Raw genomic sequence first — 18,416 nt, forward strand, 5'->3', positions numbered from 1 at the left:
TATAGATATCCATTCCTTTTCCGACATATGAATCTAAGTAGCAATGATAGCTGCATGCTCTTTTCTACTTGAATATGTATGTCATTTTATATTTTACCATAATAATAGAAAGAATCTAAAAAATTAGTATTTCAGTAAGGGAAGAAAAAAGCTATAATGAAGTTTGATTTTGATAGAGGGAGGGGGCAATTCATATGAAAAAGGATAAATCAATCGCACTGCCATTAGCAGTTTCTATTATAGCAATCTCATTTGCAGCTATTTTCGTGAAGATGTCTTCAGCGCCATTTTCTATTTTAAGTATGTATCGCTTATGGATTATCACTTTCATTATGCTACCTATTGCGTGGAGGAAAAGGGAAGAATTTCACAGAATTCAACAGAAAGACTGGTATTTTTTAATCGGATCAGGATTTTTTTTAGCGCTGCATTTTTTATTATGGTTTGCCTCTTTAAAGTTGACAACAGTTGCAAGCGCGACAATCATTTTAGCACTCCAGCCCATTGTATCCTTAGTAGGCGGTTTCTTTCTATTTAAGGAACGAACAACATATTCAGCAATAATCACGATGGGAATTGCTATTTTAGGTGTCATGTGTATTGGATGGGGGGATTTAGGATTAAGTAAGAAAGCGATACTAGGAGATCTTTTATCATTTTTAAGTGTCATCGCAGTCGTTGGTTATTTATTTATCGGTCAAACAACGGTGAAGAAAGTATCGCATTGGATTTATAGCTTTACTGTTTTTACATTTGCAGGTCTTTTTATGGCCGTTTATAACATAGTGATGAATGTACCATTTACAGGATATTCAGCATGGGACTGGTGGATTTTTCTTTTACTTGCCATTGTACCAACAGCTTCGCATATGATTAATAACTGGTTGCTAAATTACGTGAATGCTACGACGATTTCAATGAGCATATTAGGAGAACCAGTTGGTGCATCGATACTTGCATTTTTCTTACTTGGAGAAAAGCTAAATAGTATGCAAATCATCGGCAGCGTCTTTGTCCTATTTGGTGTATTTCTTTTCTTATTACAAGAACAAAAGCGAAGATCAAAAGGGCCAGTGAACGAAGCTGTATATACACAAGAATTGTAAGTGCTAGATTCATTATACTGATATGAGGTATGGTGAATCTTTTTAGAGTGTAAAAAAATATCATATAGTGGAATGACTCTTTTTGTAGTTCAGTTCATTTATAACATTGGAATGATCTTAGGGATACTACCAATTATTTCTATATCATTACCTTTCTTTAGTGAAAAGTAAAAATCCTTAAATCCAAATTAAAAAAAGCGGCTTTTGAAAACCGCTTTTTTTAATTTGGATTTGTCATATACGGTTGTACGTGTACGATGCATAAATCACGAAACTTTCCTTCAGTCGATGTTACGATAATGACGGCTCTTCCAGCTGATTTTCCTGTAATGGTGACCGTATTTCCTTTTGGAGATAATGTGATAATGTTCGAGTTCATATTTGTCCATATTACCTCTTTATTAGTTGCGCTCTCTGGCAAAACAGAAGCTGATAATTCGATGCTTTGTCCAGCTTTGATCTTCAATTTCTGTTTTTGTATATGAACACCAATTACGGGAACAACAGAAGGAGTGATGGAAAAGTTTCGTTGGATGTTGAGACAGGAAGCAGAAGTATTTGTGATAGGTGCAAGTTTTCTTATGTTTTGCGGTTGTAAAGATGCCAGCATGTGGAAGTCTCCTTTCTGTATAAGTATCGATAGTCATACTATAAAGGAAGAGTGTTATGGTACATTTAATGAAACATAAAGAATTTGTTAATTTAAGGAAGAAAATTGTCGAAGTACCCACGAGATGAAAAGAACCTCCACCTTTATAAGAGGGAGGTTCTTATTTGTTGCTTATGCAGTTTTCTCAAATTCTTCAAACTGCTTTTCGACTTCTTTTGAAGGTGTTGTGAATAAGCTGACAACCACAATGACAAGCAAGCTGACTGCGAACCCTGGAATCATTTCATATAAGAAGTCTTTTAAAAATGGAAATTGCGTCCATGTAATAACAGTTGCCGCTCCAGCAATCATACCAGCTAGCGCCCCCCATTTTGTCATGCGCTTCCAATATAAACTTAATAAAATAGCAGGACCAAATGAAGAGCCGAAACCAGCCCACGCATATCCAACAAGTGCTAGAATTGTATCGTTTTGTTTATATGCCAATCCGCATCCGATCAGTGCAATAATGAGAACCGCCATACGACCGACAAAAACAAGTTCTTTATCAGAAGCAGAACGTTTAAAGAATGTTCTATATAAGTCCTCTGTTACTGCGCTTGAAGTAACGAGAAGTTGAGATGAGATTGTACTCATAATTGCTGCCAAAATGGCGGCTAATAAAAATCCAGTAATGAGTGGATGGAATAAAATCCGTCCTAATTCAAGGAAAATTGTTTCCGGATTAGCTAATGTTAAATCATATTTTGAATAATAAGCAATACCAATAAGACCGGTAAACATAGCTCCAATAACAGAGAAAACCATCCAGCTCATACCAATTCGGCGTGCGCTTTTAATTTCTTTAACAGAAGAAATAGCCATAAAGCGTACGATAATATGAGGTTGTCCAACATAACCAAGACCCCATGCAAATAAGGATATAATGCCTAATACAGAAGTACCTTTAAATATATCTAACAATGTTGGATCGATGGATTGAATGGTATGAAATGCAGAACCAAGTCCATTTACATTCATGATTGTTACGGTTGGAACAAGAATAAGTGCTACTACCATAATGATACCTTGCACGAAGTCTGTCCAGCTTACTGCTAAGAAACCACCAAATAATGTGTAAGCGACAACAACACCTGCGACAATGAATAATCCAATATGATAGTTAATACCAAATGAATTTTGGAATAAGACCGCACCTGAAACCAATCCAGAAGCTACATAGAAAGTAAAGAAAATCATAATAACAAGTCCAGATACAAGTCGTAACATATGAGATTTGTCGTGGAAACGATGTTCTAAAAATTCTGGGATAGTAATAGAGTTATTTGCAATTTCAGAGTAGATACGTAAGCGAGGAGCAACATAGATCCAGTTTGCGTATGCGCCAAGTGTTAGGCCAATCGCAATCCAGCTGCTGCTTAATCCAACGCTAAACATTGCACCGGGTAAGCCCATTAAAAGCCAACCGCTCATATCGGATGCTCCAGCACTTAAGGCTGTTACTGCGGGGCCTAGTGTACGCCCGCCAAGCATATAATCTGTTAAGTTGGATGTTTGTTTATAGGCGAAATAGCCAATTAGTAACATCCCGAGCATGTAGATAGAGATCGAAGTTAAAGTTAACATCTGCGTACTCATGTAGTTCCCCTTCCTTTTGTAATGTCTGTTGATGAATTTACATATTTATAATCTAGCATGATTATGGTAGAAAATCCACATATAAATACGAATTTTCAGAAATGTAAGCGTTTTTTGATAAGGTTTTACTTTTAGAATATACAATTTTCTGACATGAAACCTTTGTTTTAATAGAGTATTTATTATATTTACATAAAAATAGGTTGTTTTGTCAATATAATATTGAATGAATGAAAAAATAAAATTTTTTAAAAGGTATCGACTTATAAGAAAAATGAGAATTATAACAAATGCAACTTAACAAAATATAAGCGTTGATGAAGAGGAGTATATATTATGAACATGTCAGAGAGCTGATGGATGGTGCAAATCAGTATGGAATGGACTTCGGAGCTTCCAAACCGAACCGAAAGAAGTAGGCTTTGGCGACATGATCTCATCGATATAAGAGACACGTATTATGTTTGATACGGTTAAGTATGTTACAATTGTAACGAATGAAGGTGGTACCACGGGAGTACCCGTCCTTTTTATAGGATGAGTACTCCCTTTTTGTATGGAAATAGTAAATAAGTGAAATCGCTGAGTAAGAAGAGTCCGCATGATGGAGACGTTCCAGAGAGCTGGGATAGGCGGGGGCCCAGTGCGGTGCCAGATGCGGAATGGGCTTACGAGAGGTTTGCTGAACAGAGATAAGTAGGCAACCCGGGTTCCGCCGTTACAAGGATAAGGTATAGATTTGTACCTCAATAAAGCGGAATGTTTTTTACATCCAAATGAGGTGGTACCGCGGTAAATTTATCGCCCTCTACATATTTCGATATGTAGAGGGCTTTTTTATTTTAAGACAGAGGTGAAAGGTATGATGACAAAAGAGGAGTTTATGAGGAAACAACGACAAGAATGCCCCTTTTTCGTAATTGAGGAAGCAGAAGGAGATTGTATGACGCCTATTTCTTTATATCGCCGTATGAAGGGAGACAAGAAATTTTTATTGGAGAGTTCACAGTTGTATCAAGATAAAGGGCGTTATTCTTACTTAGGGGGAAAAGCAATAGAAGACAAGTAGAACTGACAATACAGGGGCATACTAGGCAGTTTGAAGGACAGGTATTACATGTACTAAAAGAAGTCATTGCACTGTATCAAGTTGAGGGCCCATTCCCATTTTGCGGGGGAGCAGTTGGATATGTTGGGTATGACGTCGTTCGGCAATATGAAAATATCGGTAAGGAATTATATGATCCCATCCATATTCCAGAAGTTCATCTTCTTTTATACCGTGAATATGTCGTCTATGATCATGTGAAACAGAAGATATGGTTTGTATATGTGTGCAGAAAAGAAGAATCGACCTCTTATGAAGAAGTATGTGAAAGATTACAAGGTTTCAAACGTGATATATTTAGTGAATTAGAAGAGCAAGTTGAAGTAGAAAAAGCCTCTTTATCTTTTACATCTTCTATTACAGAAAAAGAATTTTGTGAAATGGTAGAAAGGGCAAAGGAATTACTAACAAATGAGAAAGAGCGGGCAGAGCATATTATGCTAGTTGATCTTGCTCGAAATGATATTGGAAGAGTAAGTGAAATTGGCAATGAACATGGTTATCGGCGCAAACGGCACTTTTATCGGCGATTGTGCACCATATATCGGCGCAAATCAAAAAATAACGGCGTTTCGACAGAGAATATCGACCAACGACACATAACGACAAAAGAGGCTACCTGCTTAGGAGCCCCTTTTGAAAATGTATCACTCTTAGAATTGAATATTCTGACAATTGTTATATAATGGTTACAATTGTACCTTATAAGAAATGAGATGATAATATGGATGTATTACTAGCCCTTATTCCGATTCTGATGATTTTTATTTGTTTATTTCTGTTTAAACAAACATCATTAAAAGCATCGCTAATTTCTTATGCTATTTGTACGGGCATCGTGTTATTAACACCGATGTTTCGTCTGCAAATCGGGGAAGTAGTGCATGCAACGATTAAGGGTGGATTAATTTGTTTTATCGTCGGATATGTTTTGTTTTTTGGTATTCTTTTATTTCACCTCATGAACAAAATGGGATATATTAATCAAGCGGCAAAGTTTATTAAACAAGTGACAAAAGATCGTTTGCTACAAATGTTATTCATGTGTTTTGGCATTTGCCCGCTTATTGAATCAGTCAGTGGATTTGGCATCGGTTTTATGGTAGCGGCACCTATTTTTCTTTCGCTCGGTTATCAGCCGTTTCAAGCTGTTTTATTATCGTTTATCGGTTTACTAGCAAGTTCATGGGGAGCGATGGCAACGGGAACCATTATTGGAGCACAGCTTGTTCATATATCGCTCGTTCAGTTTGGAACTAGCACAGCACTGTTCAGTATTCCTTTCTTTGCATACTTTATTGTACTTTCCTTATATGTTGTTGGCGGATGGGAAGCAGTGAAACAAAAATGGAAAGAAGGACTCGGCTTTTTTCTCTTATTTTCTATTTCTATTTATCTTTCAAATGCATATGTAAGTGTCGAGTTGGCCGGTATTTTAAGTTCAATTGTAACGATTGCATGTGGTTTGACCATAATAAAACTGACCGCGAAGCAAGAGAGTAGAATGTTATCAGAACATGCAGCAACGATAGAGCGGGGGCCTTCCATTGTTAAGATTATGAGTCCTTATCTCTTTTTAACAGCTTGTATTTTATTATCTCGCCTCGTTCCTACTTTCCATCATACATTACAATCTTACGCTGTTTTAAATTTACCATCTTACTCTTATAAACTAGAACTACTATATTCCCCGGGATTTTGGCTTGGTGTTACTTGTTTGTTTACTATTTTTGTCTTTCGTGTACCATCTGCGATTATAAAAGAATCATTATTTCAAACGGTAAAACAATGGATTCCGTTTGCGATTACAACGACAATGTTTATTGCCATTTCAGAACTAATGGGAGCCGCAGGGATGCATTCCTTGTTAGCAGATGTAGCAGGAAATACATTTGGAACGTTATTTGTCTTTGTAGCACCTTTCATCGGTGGAATTGGCGGCTTTTTAACAGGAAGCAATGCTGGATCTAATGCGATGTTTATTAACCTGCAAATGCAAACAGCACAAAACGTAGGATTGCCATGGCAATATGTTACAAGTCTACAAAATACGGCATCATCAGTAGCAACCATTGCCTGTCCATCGCGGATTACACTTGGAGCTTACTTATGTAATGTTCCATTTCGCGAAAATGAGTTATTGAAGAAAACAACACTCATGATTTTCGGCGCAGTGTTGATTGTAGGTATCGAGGTCCTTATTTGGTATATATTCTAATAAATTATTTGAAAAAATCCTCTGCCACAGGAGGATTTTCTTTTTGCAATGAATAATTTATAAAAGAACAAACGTTTCTATTAAACAAAGAGGAGAGGATCCCCGTGCCGCTAAAAAACTATGGTGTATTAAAAGGAAAAGCAATACAGTCTAGGAGTGGAAAAGGGAAAACACCTCATTATCAAGTCCATTTACAAGGTGAACAAGGAGTGGATTATCGAATTGCGATTAATGTGAAGTCACAAAGGTATCCATCAGAAGTACTATATTTCGCAAGCGAGAATATAAAATCAGACGCGATTACCATTTTACTAAGCTTGCCATTTGGTTTTACAAAGGTGAAGCAGAACGAACCGAAAGTTGCATTGGATTATGTGAGAGGGAAGTTGTTTGATGCAAGACAAATGATTCCTTTACCACCAGAGAAATCAGGCGCCAACAATGACTTAAATGAAAAAATAGAACAGTATATAAAACGAGCAATAGTCGAAGAAGCAACTATTTATGCATTTGGAGAGCGATGGGGGCCAGAAGAAAATACGCCAGATGCTTATTTTCACTTTAAACCAGGAAATGGTATCCATGATATTCATATGAATCAAGGGAATGTGGAAAAGTGGAAAAAGGATGATGGCATATGGCAAGATGGCGGGATATTGATTCATTTTGAAAAACAAGACAAGTGGGCTGGTATTTTCCTTGCCTTTCAATCACAGTCATGGTGCACAGACGAGAATGGGCATGCTCTTGCCCCTGTGGAGGAGTGTAACTATAGAGGTAGAAAGTGATGCTAATGACTAAACAAGGCACATTCCAACATCGTGATGTGCCTTGTTAATATGTTTTTATTTTATAGAACAAGTAGCTGATCAGCATAGAAATGCATAAAAATAGAATGGTTATACTTGAAAAAGCGAGCATATACATATTGTATTTTACGATTCCTTCTATTAGCGTATGACGATCGTAATGAAACAAATGAGCGATGCTATTGCATAAAAGAAGAAATCCGAACAGCGTAATCAATCCATCTATTGAGCCTTCTATATCGGATTTGCTTAAAGCAATATGTGTTGAGATGCATATTGCAATGAAGAGAAAGAGCCAAAAAGATGGAGTGGATAAGTTATTTATCGTAAATAAGCTTTTCAATAAAATGATAGATGAGAAACAAATATGTTGCACCATTTCCATATTGATAGAAGCTGATTGTGTGTGTGTTTCTAGCACATTTATAAATAAATCATAAGAGTCTGGGACAAAATAATACATACATAGAATGAAAGCGGCCATTCCTGAAAAAATGGGAGCAATTCCAATAAAGAAGTTTCCTATTCTTTGATAAACACTTCTTGGGTGATATTGATGTCTTACATATCCTAAACGCCCATTGCTTACATTCGTAGGAAATAGCTGTATAGATACAATTTGGTGACGAAATACAAGGCACATGAGAGCGTGGCCAAGTTCATGAATGGGAACGCCAATCCATGCTGTTAAAAGGAATCCCTTTCTACCAAAAGCTCTCGTCCAATAAGTTCGAGTTCGTGATTCTAAATATCCAAGAATGAAACCAACTATAATAATCATCCCCACTAATGAAAATAATTGTATAAAGCTTACAAAAAGTATATGAACAATTGAGTATACAAGTTCCATATGTTTCATCCAATCTATTTATAATAGTATTTATTATCATATCACTTTGTTTACAAATTGCTAGAGCATGTTTTGTCTTCCTTTACATATATTAATCTTATAGCAGCTTAGAACATGCATATAAAGGGGGAGATGGAATGACATGTCCAAATTGTCATATGGAGAATACCGCTCATGCAAAGTTTTGTGGGTATTGCGGGCATGCTTTAACCGAGCTTGCAGAAGAACAAGCGGGAAGAAATGACAATTTAGAAAAACGAACCAATGAAGTGCGAGAGCAAGTAAAGGAATTTGTAAGCGGGTATTTTCATTTCTTTAAAAATGCAATGAAAGCTCCTTCAGCCATTATGAAAAGTGGATCCATTGAAGGGAGAAATGGAATAACAAGTCTTATTTTTATTTGTTTTTTATTTACGCTTGTTTTCTATCGCATTATGAATGAGACGACATGGATGACAATGAGTCTTATGCCTGAAACACCGTCTCCTTCATTGTTAGGAGAATCTATTAAAATCTTTTTCTTTCTCCTTGTTTTATTCCTCTTTATTGGATTTATTATTTTTATAAGTGGTAAGTTGATGCAGTCATCTTTTTCTTTTTGGGAGACGTTAGGAGTATGGGGAACAGTAGCAACACCAGTTGTTACGATGCTCATTCTTTCATTTTTATTTAGCTTTTTAACTATTTTTCTAACTATGTTATTTTTAGGAATGGCTGTAACACTTATGGATGTAGGGATTATTGTTTCGATATTTAGACTAGATCGAGGTGGATTAGATCCAGTTTATACATTGATTATCGCAAATATTCTTATTTTTATTGCAGGATGGCTTGTATTTTGGTCTTATTTGAAAATAATCGTTCATCTGTTAACTGGTTTATGAATTTTTTAATGTGAAAGGTACAGTAGCGATGATGCGCTTGTACCTTTTTTGAATGGAAAGAGCAGGATATTGGTGAAACAAGAAAGCAAATATTATACTTTGTATAAGAAAAAGGTGTTATTTGTAGAAAATCTGGAAAATGTAAAGAGTAGAGTAAAATGAAGGAGTGATATAGTGAAGTATGTAATTATTGGTGGAGATGCGGCTGGTATGAGTGCGGCGATGCAAATTATTAGAAATGATAAAGATGCACATGTGATTACGTTAGAAAAAGGAGAAATTTATTCGTATGCCCAGTGCGGACTCCCCTATGTAATAAGCGGGGCAATTTCTTCTACGGAAAAATTAATTGCACGCGATGTGAAAACATTTCGTGATAAGTATGGGATTGATGCAAAAGTACACCATGAAGTAACAAAGATTGATACGGAACATAAAATGGTGCATGGAATACATACAGATACAAAAGAGGAATTTCAATACGAATATGATCGCTTATTAATTGCAACAGGAGTTAGACCTGTTATGCCAGATTGGGAAGGGGCTCATTTACAAGGCATTCACCTTCTCAAAACGATTCCAGATGCTCATCACATATTAGAGACGTTAAAAGAGAGAAATGTGGAACGAGTGACAATTATCGGTGGTGGAGCGATTGGTCTTGAAATGGCGGAAACATTTGTAGAACTTGGAAAAGCGGTGCGAATGATTGAAAGAAACGATCATGTTGGTACAATTTATGATGCGGATATGGCAAAGTATATACATGAGGAAGCAGAGAAGCATGGAATTGAAATTTTAACAAATGAAAATGTGAAAGCTTTTAAAGGGAATGAAAAAGTAGAAGAAATTGAAACAGATAAAGGGACATATGAAACGGATCTTGTCTTAGTATCAGTAGGAGTAAAGCCCAATACAGATTTTCTTGCAGGAACGAATATACGTGTAAATCATAAAGGAGCGATAGAAGTAAATGCCTATATGCAAACAAATGTGAAAGATGTGTTTGCAGCTGGGGATTGCGCGACTCATTATCATGTCATAAAAGAAATACAAGATCATATACCAATCGGGACAACTGCGAATAAACAAGGACGACTTGCGGGATTAAATATGGTTGATAAACGAAGAGCGTTTAAAGGAACGCTTGGTACAGGAATCATTCAATTTATGGGACTTACACTTGCAAGAACCGGTTTAAATGAAAAAGAAGTAAACGGATTGAATTTGCCATATGAAACGGTAAAAGTAGATTCGACAAGCAGCGCTGGTTATTATCCGAACGCGGCGCCGCTTCATGTGAAATTATTGTATCGTTCAGATACGAAACAATTACTTGGGGGACAAGTAATTGGAGCGGAAGGTGTGGATAAGCGAATTGATGTGATCGCAATGGCGCTTTTTCATAAGATGAGTATTCATGACTTAGAAGATGTGGATTTAAGCTATGCACCACCTTATAATAGCGTGTGGGATCCAATCCAACAAGCAGCTCGGCGCGCGAAATAGTACTTCTTATCGAAAGGCTATTTTTCATATTCACTCTTGAAAAATATAGTATTTATCGATTATATTTTCATATAGTATTCATTTTTATATAATGAAGAAGCGCTAGTGTTCATGCAGGAGGATTAGAAATGGCAATTAATTTAAAAACAGTAGAAGAGTGGATTGAAGAAGCAAACGAACGACATGAAGAGGACTTTGGAGAAGTTATTCAAGAATTAAAAGAATTATGCATTGGAATTGATAATGCTACATTAATTTATCCGAAGCATGTATTTTGCTTTGGGAAAAAAGTAGAAGTATTCTTTTTCTTCCAAGATCATGTTGTAATTGGACAAGCAAAAGAAGAGTATATTGAAGTGGAAAAACTAAAGTATGACGATATGACAGACGTAAATTTAAAAACAAATGACAAAAATACAACATTACAACTGAATTTTTCTAATGGAAGATCTATTTTATTAGATAGCTTAAATGATAATTGTGGTTCGAAAAATTGGCTATTTGCAAGACAAATTAAGAGCATTTTTAAATTAATCTAACGAAAAAAGCAGACGAAACAACGTCTGCTTTTTTCGATTGGTAAGAGGGGTTTAAGGCGCTTGTCACTATTTGTCGAGCGGTCGATATTCTCTGTCGAATCGCCGATATTTTTAAAGTTGCGCCGATATATGGTGTACAATCGCCGATAAAAGTACCAGTTGCACCGATATAATTTCATGTACTACGACTTTTAGCATTTACATCGGCAGATTTTAGCTATGCAAGTTGCCTTTTAACCAATTGCGTGGTCGAGAAAAACCAACTGGAATTTGGATGAGAGTCGTTTTTTGCGTTACATCAATTTTATATAATTGATCACAAAGATTAACATCGAAACCTAAAAGGGGGTGACCACCCATGCCCATTGCAGTGGCAGCTAAGAGGAGCTTTTGAACAAGTATACCAGCTTCCATTTGCTGTATGCGGTACCCTCTATATCCAAATGTATCTTTCATATAGTCTGTATTGCCGATAACATGAAGACAAAGTGGGACTTGATATAAGTTTACATTATCTATTGTTAGACTTGAATGCAGGAGATGACGATGATCTCCAGGAGCAATGGATTCTAGTGCATGAGCGTCGCTATTATAGGAATACGCCCCGCTAGGTAAACCGTCTATATGAGAAAAGCAGCCGTACAAGGAAACGCGTGCTTTTGGATTCTTGTCGCTATTATCTATGTCATTTTGGTAAAAAAAAGAAGAAGCTGTTTCTTGCAATAAAGTAGCAAGTTCAGTGACATTCAGTTTTGTTAAGAAAAAATCAGACTCTGGTGAATAACGTTTTTGGCAAACAACTCTAAAATCATAAGATAATTGCTCTACTTTAGGAAGAGAGAAACTGTCTTTACCATACGTAGTAATTGCTTCGTTTCGTAATGTTCGAAATTGCTCAGTTGTTTCGAGCATAGAGGCTTCGTTTATTTTTAGAATCATTGGATATTCAGTCACATGTTTTGAACGAACAAAGTGTTTATGTTGCAAAATAGGGAGTTGCTCCAATAAATCGTTAGACGTGACGTTTGGTATTGTTAGAGGATTGCGCCAAGTAGATTCATTAGATAAAGGAATAATAGCATATACGCTCTCTTCTTCTTCAGAAAGTCCAAGTAAATGATTGATCGCCCGATCTAAAAATTGATAATATACGCCAGTTGTATAGCCAAATTGTTTGGAGGACGCCAGTAATTGTCCGATAAGAACACCGGTATCTAGACTGTGGAGTCGATAGGAAAAATGATTATATTTAAAGAAGTTTTTCCAAAACATTGTCGAAACAAAGATAGTGCCAAAGCAATCCGATATGTCACAGCGATCGCCAAGTGATTTTTCAAGATAAGAGTCAAAGTTTCCAGCGCGAAGTAAGAGAAGCCGATGATGCGCAACATCATAATGATAGATTCCTTGTGGGCAATCTTCAATCTTTAAATAGATATATAATTCGTTTGGATATAATCCACCCCCAGAGGGGAGAAATCTTCGAAATATATTGACGTTATGTTCAACAGAAGGTTGACATACCTTTGTTAACCCAAATGTATACCAAAGAAAATGACCAATATTTGTGATAGTAGGGCTGTTATACATCTGTTGATTTCTTACTGTTAATGGGACTTCTAGAGAAAGGGGAATACTGGGTAACCCGCGGTATAATTTATAGGGAAGCGGGGCATCTTCCCAGTTTACTTCTTGATTGTGAGGCATAATTTCATCGACTGAAAAATGTAAATGATGAAGAAATGTATCTAGTTGCATTTCGAATGAACCTCCTTCATAGTGATCCCCCACTAACATAAGTTGGTGGGGGAGAGTAGATTATGGGAAAGGATGCGGATGTGGATTTAACTGTTCAAATGTAAGAGACTGATCAACATATCCTAGTTTCATTGGTACAGTCAATACTCTTTCTAGACCGGTTATACGGGTTAAGTGATGCCCAAATGTCATCGGTAACATGCCGGGAATTAGTACTTTTACACAAGATAACCCATTTTTCTCTATAAGTGGAACAGTTTGATCAACGACAATAACATCAAGGCCTGCATGATGCAATCGAGTTAAAAGATGGGATAAATCTGATGTTAAATTTTTATCGATGGATTTTAAATAACTCATCTCTTTAAATGTTTGTAGCGGCTGATGAGTGTTCAATAAAAATTGAAGGCGCTCTTCCGCTTCTGGTAATCCATATAGCATACTGTGGTCTTCCATTTTTGTCACAAGATAAGGGTCTTGTAAACATTGTTCATATGTTTTTCGATTTGTTTCAAGATTTTCATCCATAATGAGTAACATACCGGCTAGTTCATGAATTGCGCTTTTTACAGCGCGCACAGGATCCATATGAGCACCACCTGCACAGACGAGATTCATGCCACTTTTCCTCGTATTTTTAGCGATTGCCCATATGCTTGGGATGCCGTGTTCCATTGTTGCATTAAATACATGTAACTCATAGCCTGTAATCGCCTGCATTCGAGCAATCATAAGTTGTAATTCTATATCCTCTGAAGAACGGAGATCGATGCGCGGTAAGGGTAATTGTGCATACCAAGTTAGTAAGAAAGAGTCGCGTTCTATCACTTCTAAAATGCCGTGGAAAATAGCTTCTTCTATACTGCCGCCAATCGCGCATCCATTTGAAGTTTCATAGACAAAAGCATCTTTATGTCCCAAGCTGTAATAAGCAAGTGATTCTGGAACTAAAACGGAGCGATTTTGTAATAGTGAGTATCCCCATACCCAATTTTGTGGATGATCAGGATCAAATGGTTTAAATGGGAATCCATCCCGATTATAATGTTCATCTGTATGTACACCAACTGTAAGAGGATTGATCGCGATATTTTCAAAGTCTCGGTAACTCCCATAAACATTTGTCCGTTTCCCGCGCGGAGCCATTCCACAGTAGCGCTCTAAGCCTTCCAAAATTGCGGTTGCTTCACTTATTTTGAATGAATGTGTCCGTCCGGCAACACCTTCATTTCCTAATATTAAAGGCATATTGACAATGACATCAGCAAATGGCAGAAGGGAATGCTGCATTTTGCCATTTAACAGTCCTGTTTTCTGATTTAAATAATCTTTCTTTAAACATATGCTTAAATCGTGTATGGAGCGGCAACGGTAATTGTCGCTGTTCGTTTTCAAACTTGGTTTGAATTGCAGAATAGCAGCTTCTTCAGAATCATTTGGCACTGTCCCGCATACTGGGCAGAGAGGGTCTGGAAGAAATGAATGGCGTGAAGATTGGAACGTTTGTAAGTTTAGGAATATGAGTTCATCTGATAAGGAGGTATGCTCTTCTCGCTGTATGTTCTCGATTTCAGCATGAATAAGATAGGACATGTGCAGCAGCCCGATTGGTGTAGCACATATATCCCGCTTTGTCATTTGGTCTGTTTGGAAAGAATATGTTCGTTGTAATTCCCACATCTCTTTTTGGTCGAATCCGGCTGTAAATCGCCTTGCATCAGCGCATTGAGAACATCCTGGTTGATTCGGTGTAACATAAGGACCGATAATTCCTTCCCCAAATGAAGTAAAGGCGCGAAGCCATGGAATATGGGCGGATCGAAATCGTTCTTCAGCTTGCTGATGAATGGAAAGAGGGGATCCGTCATGTAGTACAAGGGCGAGACGAGTATGCTCTGGGATACATTCTTCCAGTGTATGTTGACGAAAGATCGGGTAGTGAGCAGACAATTGCTTATCTACACAATCTGCAAGTACGCCATCTCCGACAATTAATAATTGAAAATCTAGCATTCGTCTACCTCCTCTTTTATAACCACACCGAAAACACCGCTTAAACCTTCTTTAAGGAATGGTTCAATAGATAAATCAAGAATATATGGATAAAGATCCTGTTCTTTTAATTTCTGTAAAGCATTTTGCAAAGTGGAAAGATTTGGAGTGACTTCTTCTGTTTGGATTTCGATTCTACATGGTTCTCTATCTAGCATGAGGATAGAGGAATTCCATAATAGATTAGACTGATAAGGAGCTTCCTCGTTTTGAAAATGGGACAGAGCTTGTTGTAATGCATTCCTTAATGCCAAAGTTACGTTGAAGTGAGCGCTACCATACCACTTATGATGTGCTTGAACCCAAATGACGGGAAATCCATATAAATTTTCAGCCATTCCAATTGTAGGTTCTTCGCATGCGATGCGAAGCGCATCGAAATAAAAGCGGCACTGTTTATCAGCAATCTCAGTAAGTTCTAAAGGAATTATTTCTTCCGGTTTGCTTGTTTGCCTCATACATAACTGATGTGAGAAATAATGCTGAAATGCGCGGTAGATACCTTCTGTCATCGTTTCTCCAGCTCCAATTCCAATAAACTCTTCTTGCTCAGAAAGGAGAAAGTCAATCATTTTGGAGACGTATGTTTCAATTCCGGTTAGACCTGCTGAGCGCCGCGCTTCATCATGAGTGAATCCACTACAAATAATGGGAGGAAGGAGTGCTGTTGGTCCTTCTGATAATGGATCTGCGATTTGAATATAGCACTGTGACAAAGGAAGTTGTTGTAAGTCATCTTCTTCCCACATATGAAAAATGCCGGATGTTCTAGAAGTTAGCTTGTCAAAAAAGCGAAAAAGTTCATGGGAATGATTGCGCTTGGCATCTTGTTCTAGCTTCTTATCGATCTCTGTTAAAAGTTCGAATGTTACACAATTGTTTATTGTAAGGGGGTGTCTAACGAAAGAATGCCAATTTCCTTCAAGTGTCTCTAAATCGAGTAAAAAGAATTGGCCGTTTGTTTCTCGATTTGAAGCTCCAGTAATCTCTTTAAATAGCTCAAAAACAAGTACATTTGCTAGCATGGCACCAGCGATAGGAGAGAAGGAATCTTCCCATTCGTTTGGATGAAGAGCTGTTTCATGCATGCGATGCCATGCAGATTCCCAGCATTGTCTGCAATCAGAAGTGATGATGGGTCCGACTAAGCCAACTTGTTCTAAATAAATAGCAGGGATAAAGTTTTTCTTTTCTTCCTGGCAAATGGAATCGAGTAGACGTAGTTTGTCGATATTCCCATTTTGAGATACATATAAAATCCAATCGAAAGGCTCGAAAGTTTCTGCTAAGGAACAATCTATCGTCGTCTCGATTTCCTGAACAGAGACACCTTGATCTGCTGATTGTGCTTCTTGGATGAGTTCGTCTAGTCTCGCTAAGTTTGTTGCATCTCGATCCGTAATTAAGTAATGAAACGTAGGTAAACCAGATGTTAGTAAAGAAGCAACTAGTGAGATAAGCATAGGGCCAGATCCAATCGCTAACACGTTTGCCTGCCGATACGTCTGAAAATGTAAGGCGCCAGAGTGAGACGATGCCTCTAAAAATTCAATTTGTGATGCATACCTTTCTAAGAGTGTATCATCTAGTTGATGCGGAGCATTTTGACTGACGTCGCGAACAAAACCATTTGTATATAAAAGCTCACCGATTTCAAATACTCTTTTTTGATAAGGAAGGGGGAGTCCGTTCGTTAGTTCTTCCAGTGTATGTTTGCCGTTAAACATCGGCATTAATTTTTCAATCCATTCGTAGATGCCATCTCCTTGCATCCGAAATGAGCTGACATTATTTCGAAAATAGACACCTCCGTCTGAATCGGGAAGGAAAAAGGTATCTTGATTCATTTTCAGCTTTGCAGAAGGCGAGAAATTACTCATTACATTACCTCCTAATCATCGCATATTTTAGGCATACATTATCAGTGTATGTATCATAAATTGTCCGTTATGAGTGCGGAAAGAATGGAGATTTCTAAATAAAAAACCAGATGAAAGATTTTCCGCTTTCATCTGGTTTCTATCATCTAGAAAGTCTATCAACCTTCTAATAATAATGATTTTGGATCTTCAAGCATTTCTTTTACTGCTACAAGGAAGCTAACAGCTTCTTTACCGTCGACAATACGATGGTCATAAGATAAAGCAATGTACATCATTGGACGGTTTTCCATACGCTCGTTATCAATTGCAACTGGTCTTACTTGAATTTTGTGCATTCCAAGAATACCGACTTGTGGAGCATTCAAAATTGGTGTTGACATAAGGGAACCGAATACACCGCCGTTTGTAATTGTGAATGTGCCACCTTGTAGTTCTTTTAATGTAAGTTTATTGTCACGAGCTTTTTTACCTAGGTCACGAATATTTCTTTCAATTTCAGCAAAGTTTAATTTATCTGCATCGCGTACAACTGGAACAACTAATCCATCTGGAGCAGCTACAGCGATACCGATGTCATAGAATTTTTTAACAACAAGCTCGTCGCCTTGAATTTCAGCATTTAATAGTGGGAACTGTTTTAATGCTGCAACAACTGCTTTTGTAAAGAATGACATAAAGCCAAGACGAACATCATGTTTTTTCTCAAATGCTTCTTTGCGTTCTTTACGTAATTCCATAATCGCAGTCATATCAACTTCGTTAAATGTTGTTAACATAGCAGATGTTTGTTGAACTTCGACAAGTCGTTTTGCAATTGTTTGACGGCGGCGGGACATTTTTACGCGCTCAACTGGTTTGTCAAATTCAGTTGTTACAGCTGGTTTTGGACTTGTTTTTTCTTGTTTTGGTTCTGCTTTTGGAGCTGCAGCATGTGCTTGTACATCATGTGGTCTTATGCGGCCAAGTGGATCAGTACTGCGCACTTCATTTAAATCGATGCCTAATTCACGTGCCATTTTTCGAGCAGCAGGTGATGCGATAGGGCGGTCTGTATTTGGAAGACCTTGTAATGCTGTTTGACTTGGCGCAGCGCTTGGAGCCTCAGCTTTTGGAGCTTCTTCTTTTGGTTGTTCTGGAGCAGCTGGTGTACTTGCTGCAGCTGTACCATTTTCATCTAAAATTGCAATGACGTCGCCAATTTCAACTGTATCTCCAGGTTCTCCTAATAGTTTTGATACAATACCTGAATCTTCTGCAATGATTTCAACATTGACTTTATCAGTTTCTAGCTCAACAACGCTACCACCTTTTTCAACTTTGTCGCCTACGTTGATCAGCCATTGCGAAATAGTTCCTTCTGTAATAGATTCTGCAAGCTCAGGTACTTTAATTTCAATCATTTTAAATGTCCTCCCCTTATTTGCCTAACGGTGTGTTTTCTTTTACGGTAAT

At 37.4% G+C, this 18,416-nt stretch carries 13 protein-coding genes, 2 pseudogenes and 2 other annotated features; of the genes and pseudogenes, 8 read left to right on the plus strand and 7 right to left on the minus strand.

Features of this window, described 5'->3' with window-relative positions; genetic code table 11:
* Positions 1-194: 194 nt before the first annotated feature.
* Together MR059_RS11375 and MR059_RS11380 are read left to right on the plus strand one after the other, a co-directional pair.
* Positions 195-1,106 (plus strand): DMT family transporter, encoded by a 912-nt coding sequence (locus tag MR059_RS11375; RefSeq protein ID WP_011984032.1) that lies wholly within the window; start codon positions 195-197, stop codon positions 1,104-1,106.
* 66 nt (positions 1,107-1,172) lie between these two features.
* Positions 1,173-1,268: pseudogene (locus tag MR059_RS11380) on the plus strand (FtsW/RodA/SpoVE family cell cycle protein); the annotation flags it as partial.
* A 58-nt stretch (positions 1,269-1,326) separates the two neighbouring features.
* Here the strand turns inward: MR059_RS11380 and MR059_RS11385 are convergent.
* Both MR059_RS11385 and putP read right to left on the minus strand, forming a co-directional pair.
* Positions 1,327-1,716 (minus strand): Ig-like domain-containing protein, encoded by a 390-nt coding sequence (locus MR059_RS11385; RefSeq protein WP_011984033.1) that lies wholly within the window; start codon positions 1,714-1,716, stop codon positions 1,327-1,329.
* A 171-nt stretch (positions 1,717-1,887) separates the two neighbouring features.
* Positions 1,888-3,354 (minus strand): sodium/proline symporter PutP, encoded by a 1,467-nt coding sequence (gene putP, locus MR059_RS11390; RefSeq protein ID WP_011984034.1) that lies wholly within the window; start codon positions 3,352-3,354, stop codon positions 1,888-1,890.
* 305 nt (positions 3,355-3,659) lie between these two features.
* Positions 3,660-3,886 (plus strand) — a binding site (T-box leader).
* A 41-nt stretch (positions 3,887-3,927) separates the two neighbouring features.
* Positions 3,928-4,166: a binding site (T-box leader), on the plus strand.
* Positions 4,167-4,216: 50 nt separating this feature from the next.
* Here putP and MR059_RS11395 point away from each other — a divergent pair.
* From MR059_RS11395 to MR059_RS11405, 3 genes and pseudogenes are all read left to right on the plus strand, one after another.
* A pseudogene (locus tag MR059_RS11395) lies at positions 4,217-4,953 on the plus strand (chorismate-binding protein); the annotation flags it as partial.
* 233 nt (positions 4,954-5,186) lie between these two features.
* On the plus strand, positions 5,187-6,680 hold the full coding sequence (locus MR059_RS11400) for an L-lactate permease (RefSeq protein WP_011984035.1): 1,494 nt from the start codon (positions 5,187-5,189) through the stop codon (positions 6,678-6,680).
* 104 nt (positions 6,681-6,784) lie between these two features.
* On the plus strand, positions 6,785-7,468 hold the full coding sequence (locus MR059_RS11405; protein ID WP_011984036.1) for a DUF2278 family protein: 684 nt from the start codon (positions 6,785-6,787) through the stop codon (positions 7,466-7,468).
* Positions 7,469-7,514: 46 nt separating this feature from the next.
* On the opposite strand, the gene MR059_RS11410 is transcribed toward MR059_RS11405, so the two are convergent.
* Positions 7,515-8,348, minus strand: coding sequence for a hypothetical protein (locus MR059_RS11410; RefSeq protein ID WP_011984037.1), 834 nt, complete (start codon positions 8,346-8,348; stop codon positions 7,515-7,517).
* 128 nt (positions 8,349-8,476) lie between these two features.
* On the opposite strand from MR059_RS11410, the gene MR059_RS11415 reads away from it, so the two are divergent.
* From MR059_RS11415 to MR059_RS11425, 3 genes are all read left to right on the plus strand, one after another.
* Complete coding sequence (locus MR059_RS11415; RefSeq protein ID WP_011984038.1) at positions 8,477-9,223, plus strand: zinc ribbon domain-containing protein; 747 nt, start codon at positions 8,477-8,479, stop codon at positions 9,221-9,223.
* Positions 9,224-9,397: 174 nt separating this feature from the next.
* Positions 9,398-10,732, plus strand: coding sequence for an FAD-dependent oxidoreductase (locus MR059_RS11420; RefSeq protein ID WP_011984039.1), 1,335 nt, complete (start codon positions 9,398-9,400; stop codon positions 10,730-10,732).
* 128 nt (positions 10,733-10,860) lie between these two features.
* The gene (locus tag MR059_RS11425; RefSeq protein WP_011984040.1) at positions 10,861-11,271 is read left to right on the plus strand and encodes a DUF3908 family protein; all 411 of its coding nucleotides are present in this window, start codon (positions 10,861-10,863) and stop codon (positions 11,269-11,271) included.
* A 213-nt stretch (positions 11,272-11,484) separates the two neighbouring features.
* Here MR059_RS11425 and MR059_RS11430 read toward each other — a convergent pair whose 3' ends face one another.
* The 4 genes from MR059_RS11430 to odhB form a co-directional block, all read right to left on the minus strand.
* Positions 11,485-13,029: a SagB family peptide dehydrogenase gene (locus MR059_RS11430; protein ID WP_011984041.1), complete on the minus strand. Its 1,545-nt coding sequence runs from the start codon at positions 13,027-13,029 to the stop codon at positions 11,485-11,487.
* Between the two features lie 60 nt (positions 13,030-13,089).
* Complete coding sequence (locus MR059_RS11435; RefSeq protein ID WP_048722343.1) at positions 13,090-15,042, minus strand: TOMM precursor leader peptide-binding protein; 1,953 nt, start codon at positions 15,040-15,042, stop codon at positions 13,090-13,092.
* A complete protein-coding gene (locus MR059_RS11440) occupies positions 15,036-16,961 on the minus strand; it encodes a putative thiazole-containing bacteriocin maturation protein (RefSeq protein ID WP_011984043.1) in 1,926 nt (641 codons plus the stop codon). Before MR059_RS11440 ends, MR059_RS11435 begins: the two co-directional genes overlap by 7 nt.
* Before the next feature lie 158 nt (positions 16,962-17,119).
* Positions 17,120-18,364 (minus strand): 2-oxoglutarate dehydrogenase complex dihydrolipoyllysine-residue succinyltransferase, encoded by a 1,245-nt coding sequence (gene odhB / locus MR059_RS11445; RefSeq protein ID WP_011984044.1) that lies wholly within the window; start codon positions 18,362-18,364, stop codon positions 17,120-17,122.
* Positions 18,365-18,416 lie beyond the last annotated feature (52 nt).

The organism is Bacillus cereus group sp. BfR-BA-01522, assembly GCF_022662635.1.
Classification (GTDB): domain Bacteria; phylum Bacillota; class Bacilli; order Bacillales; family Bacillaceae_G; genus Bacillus_A; species Bacillus_A cytotoxicus.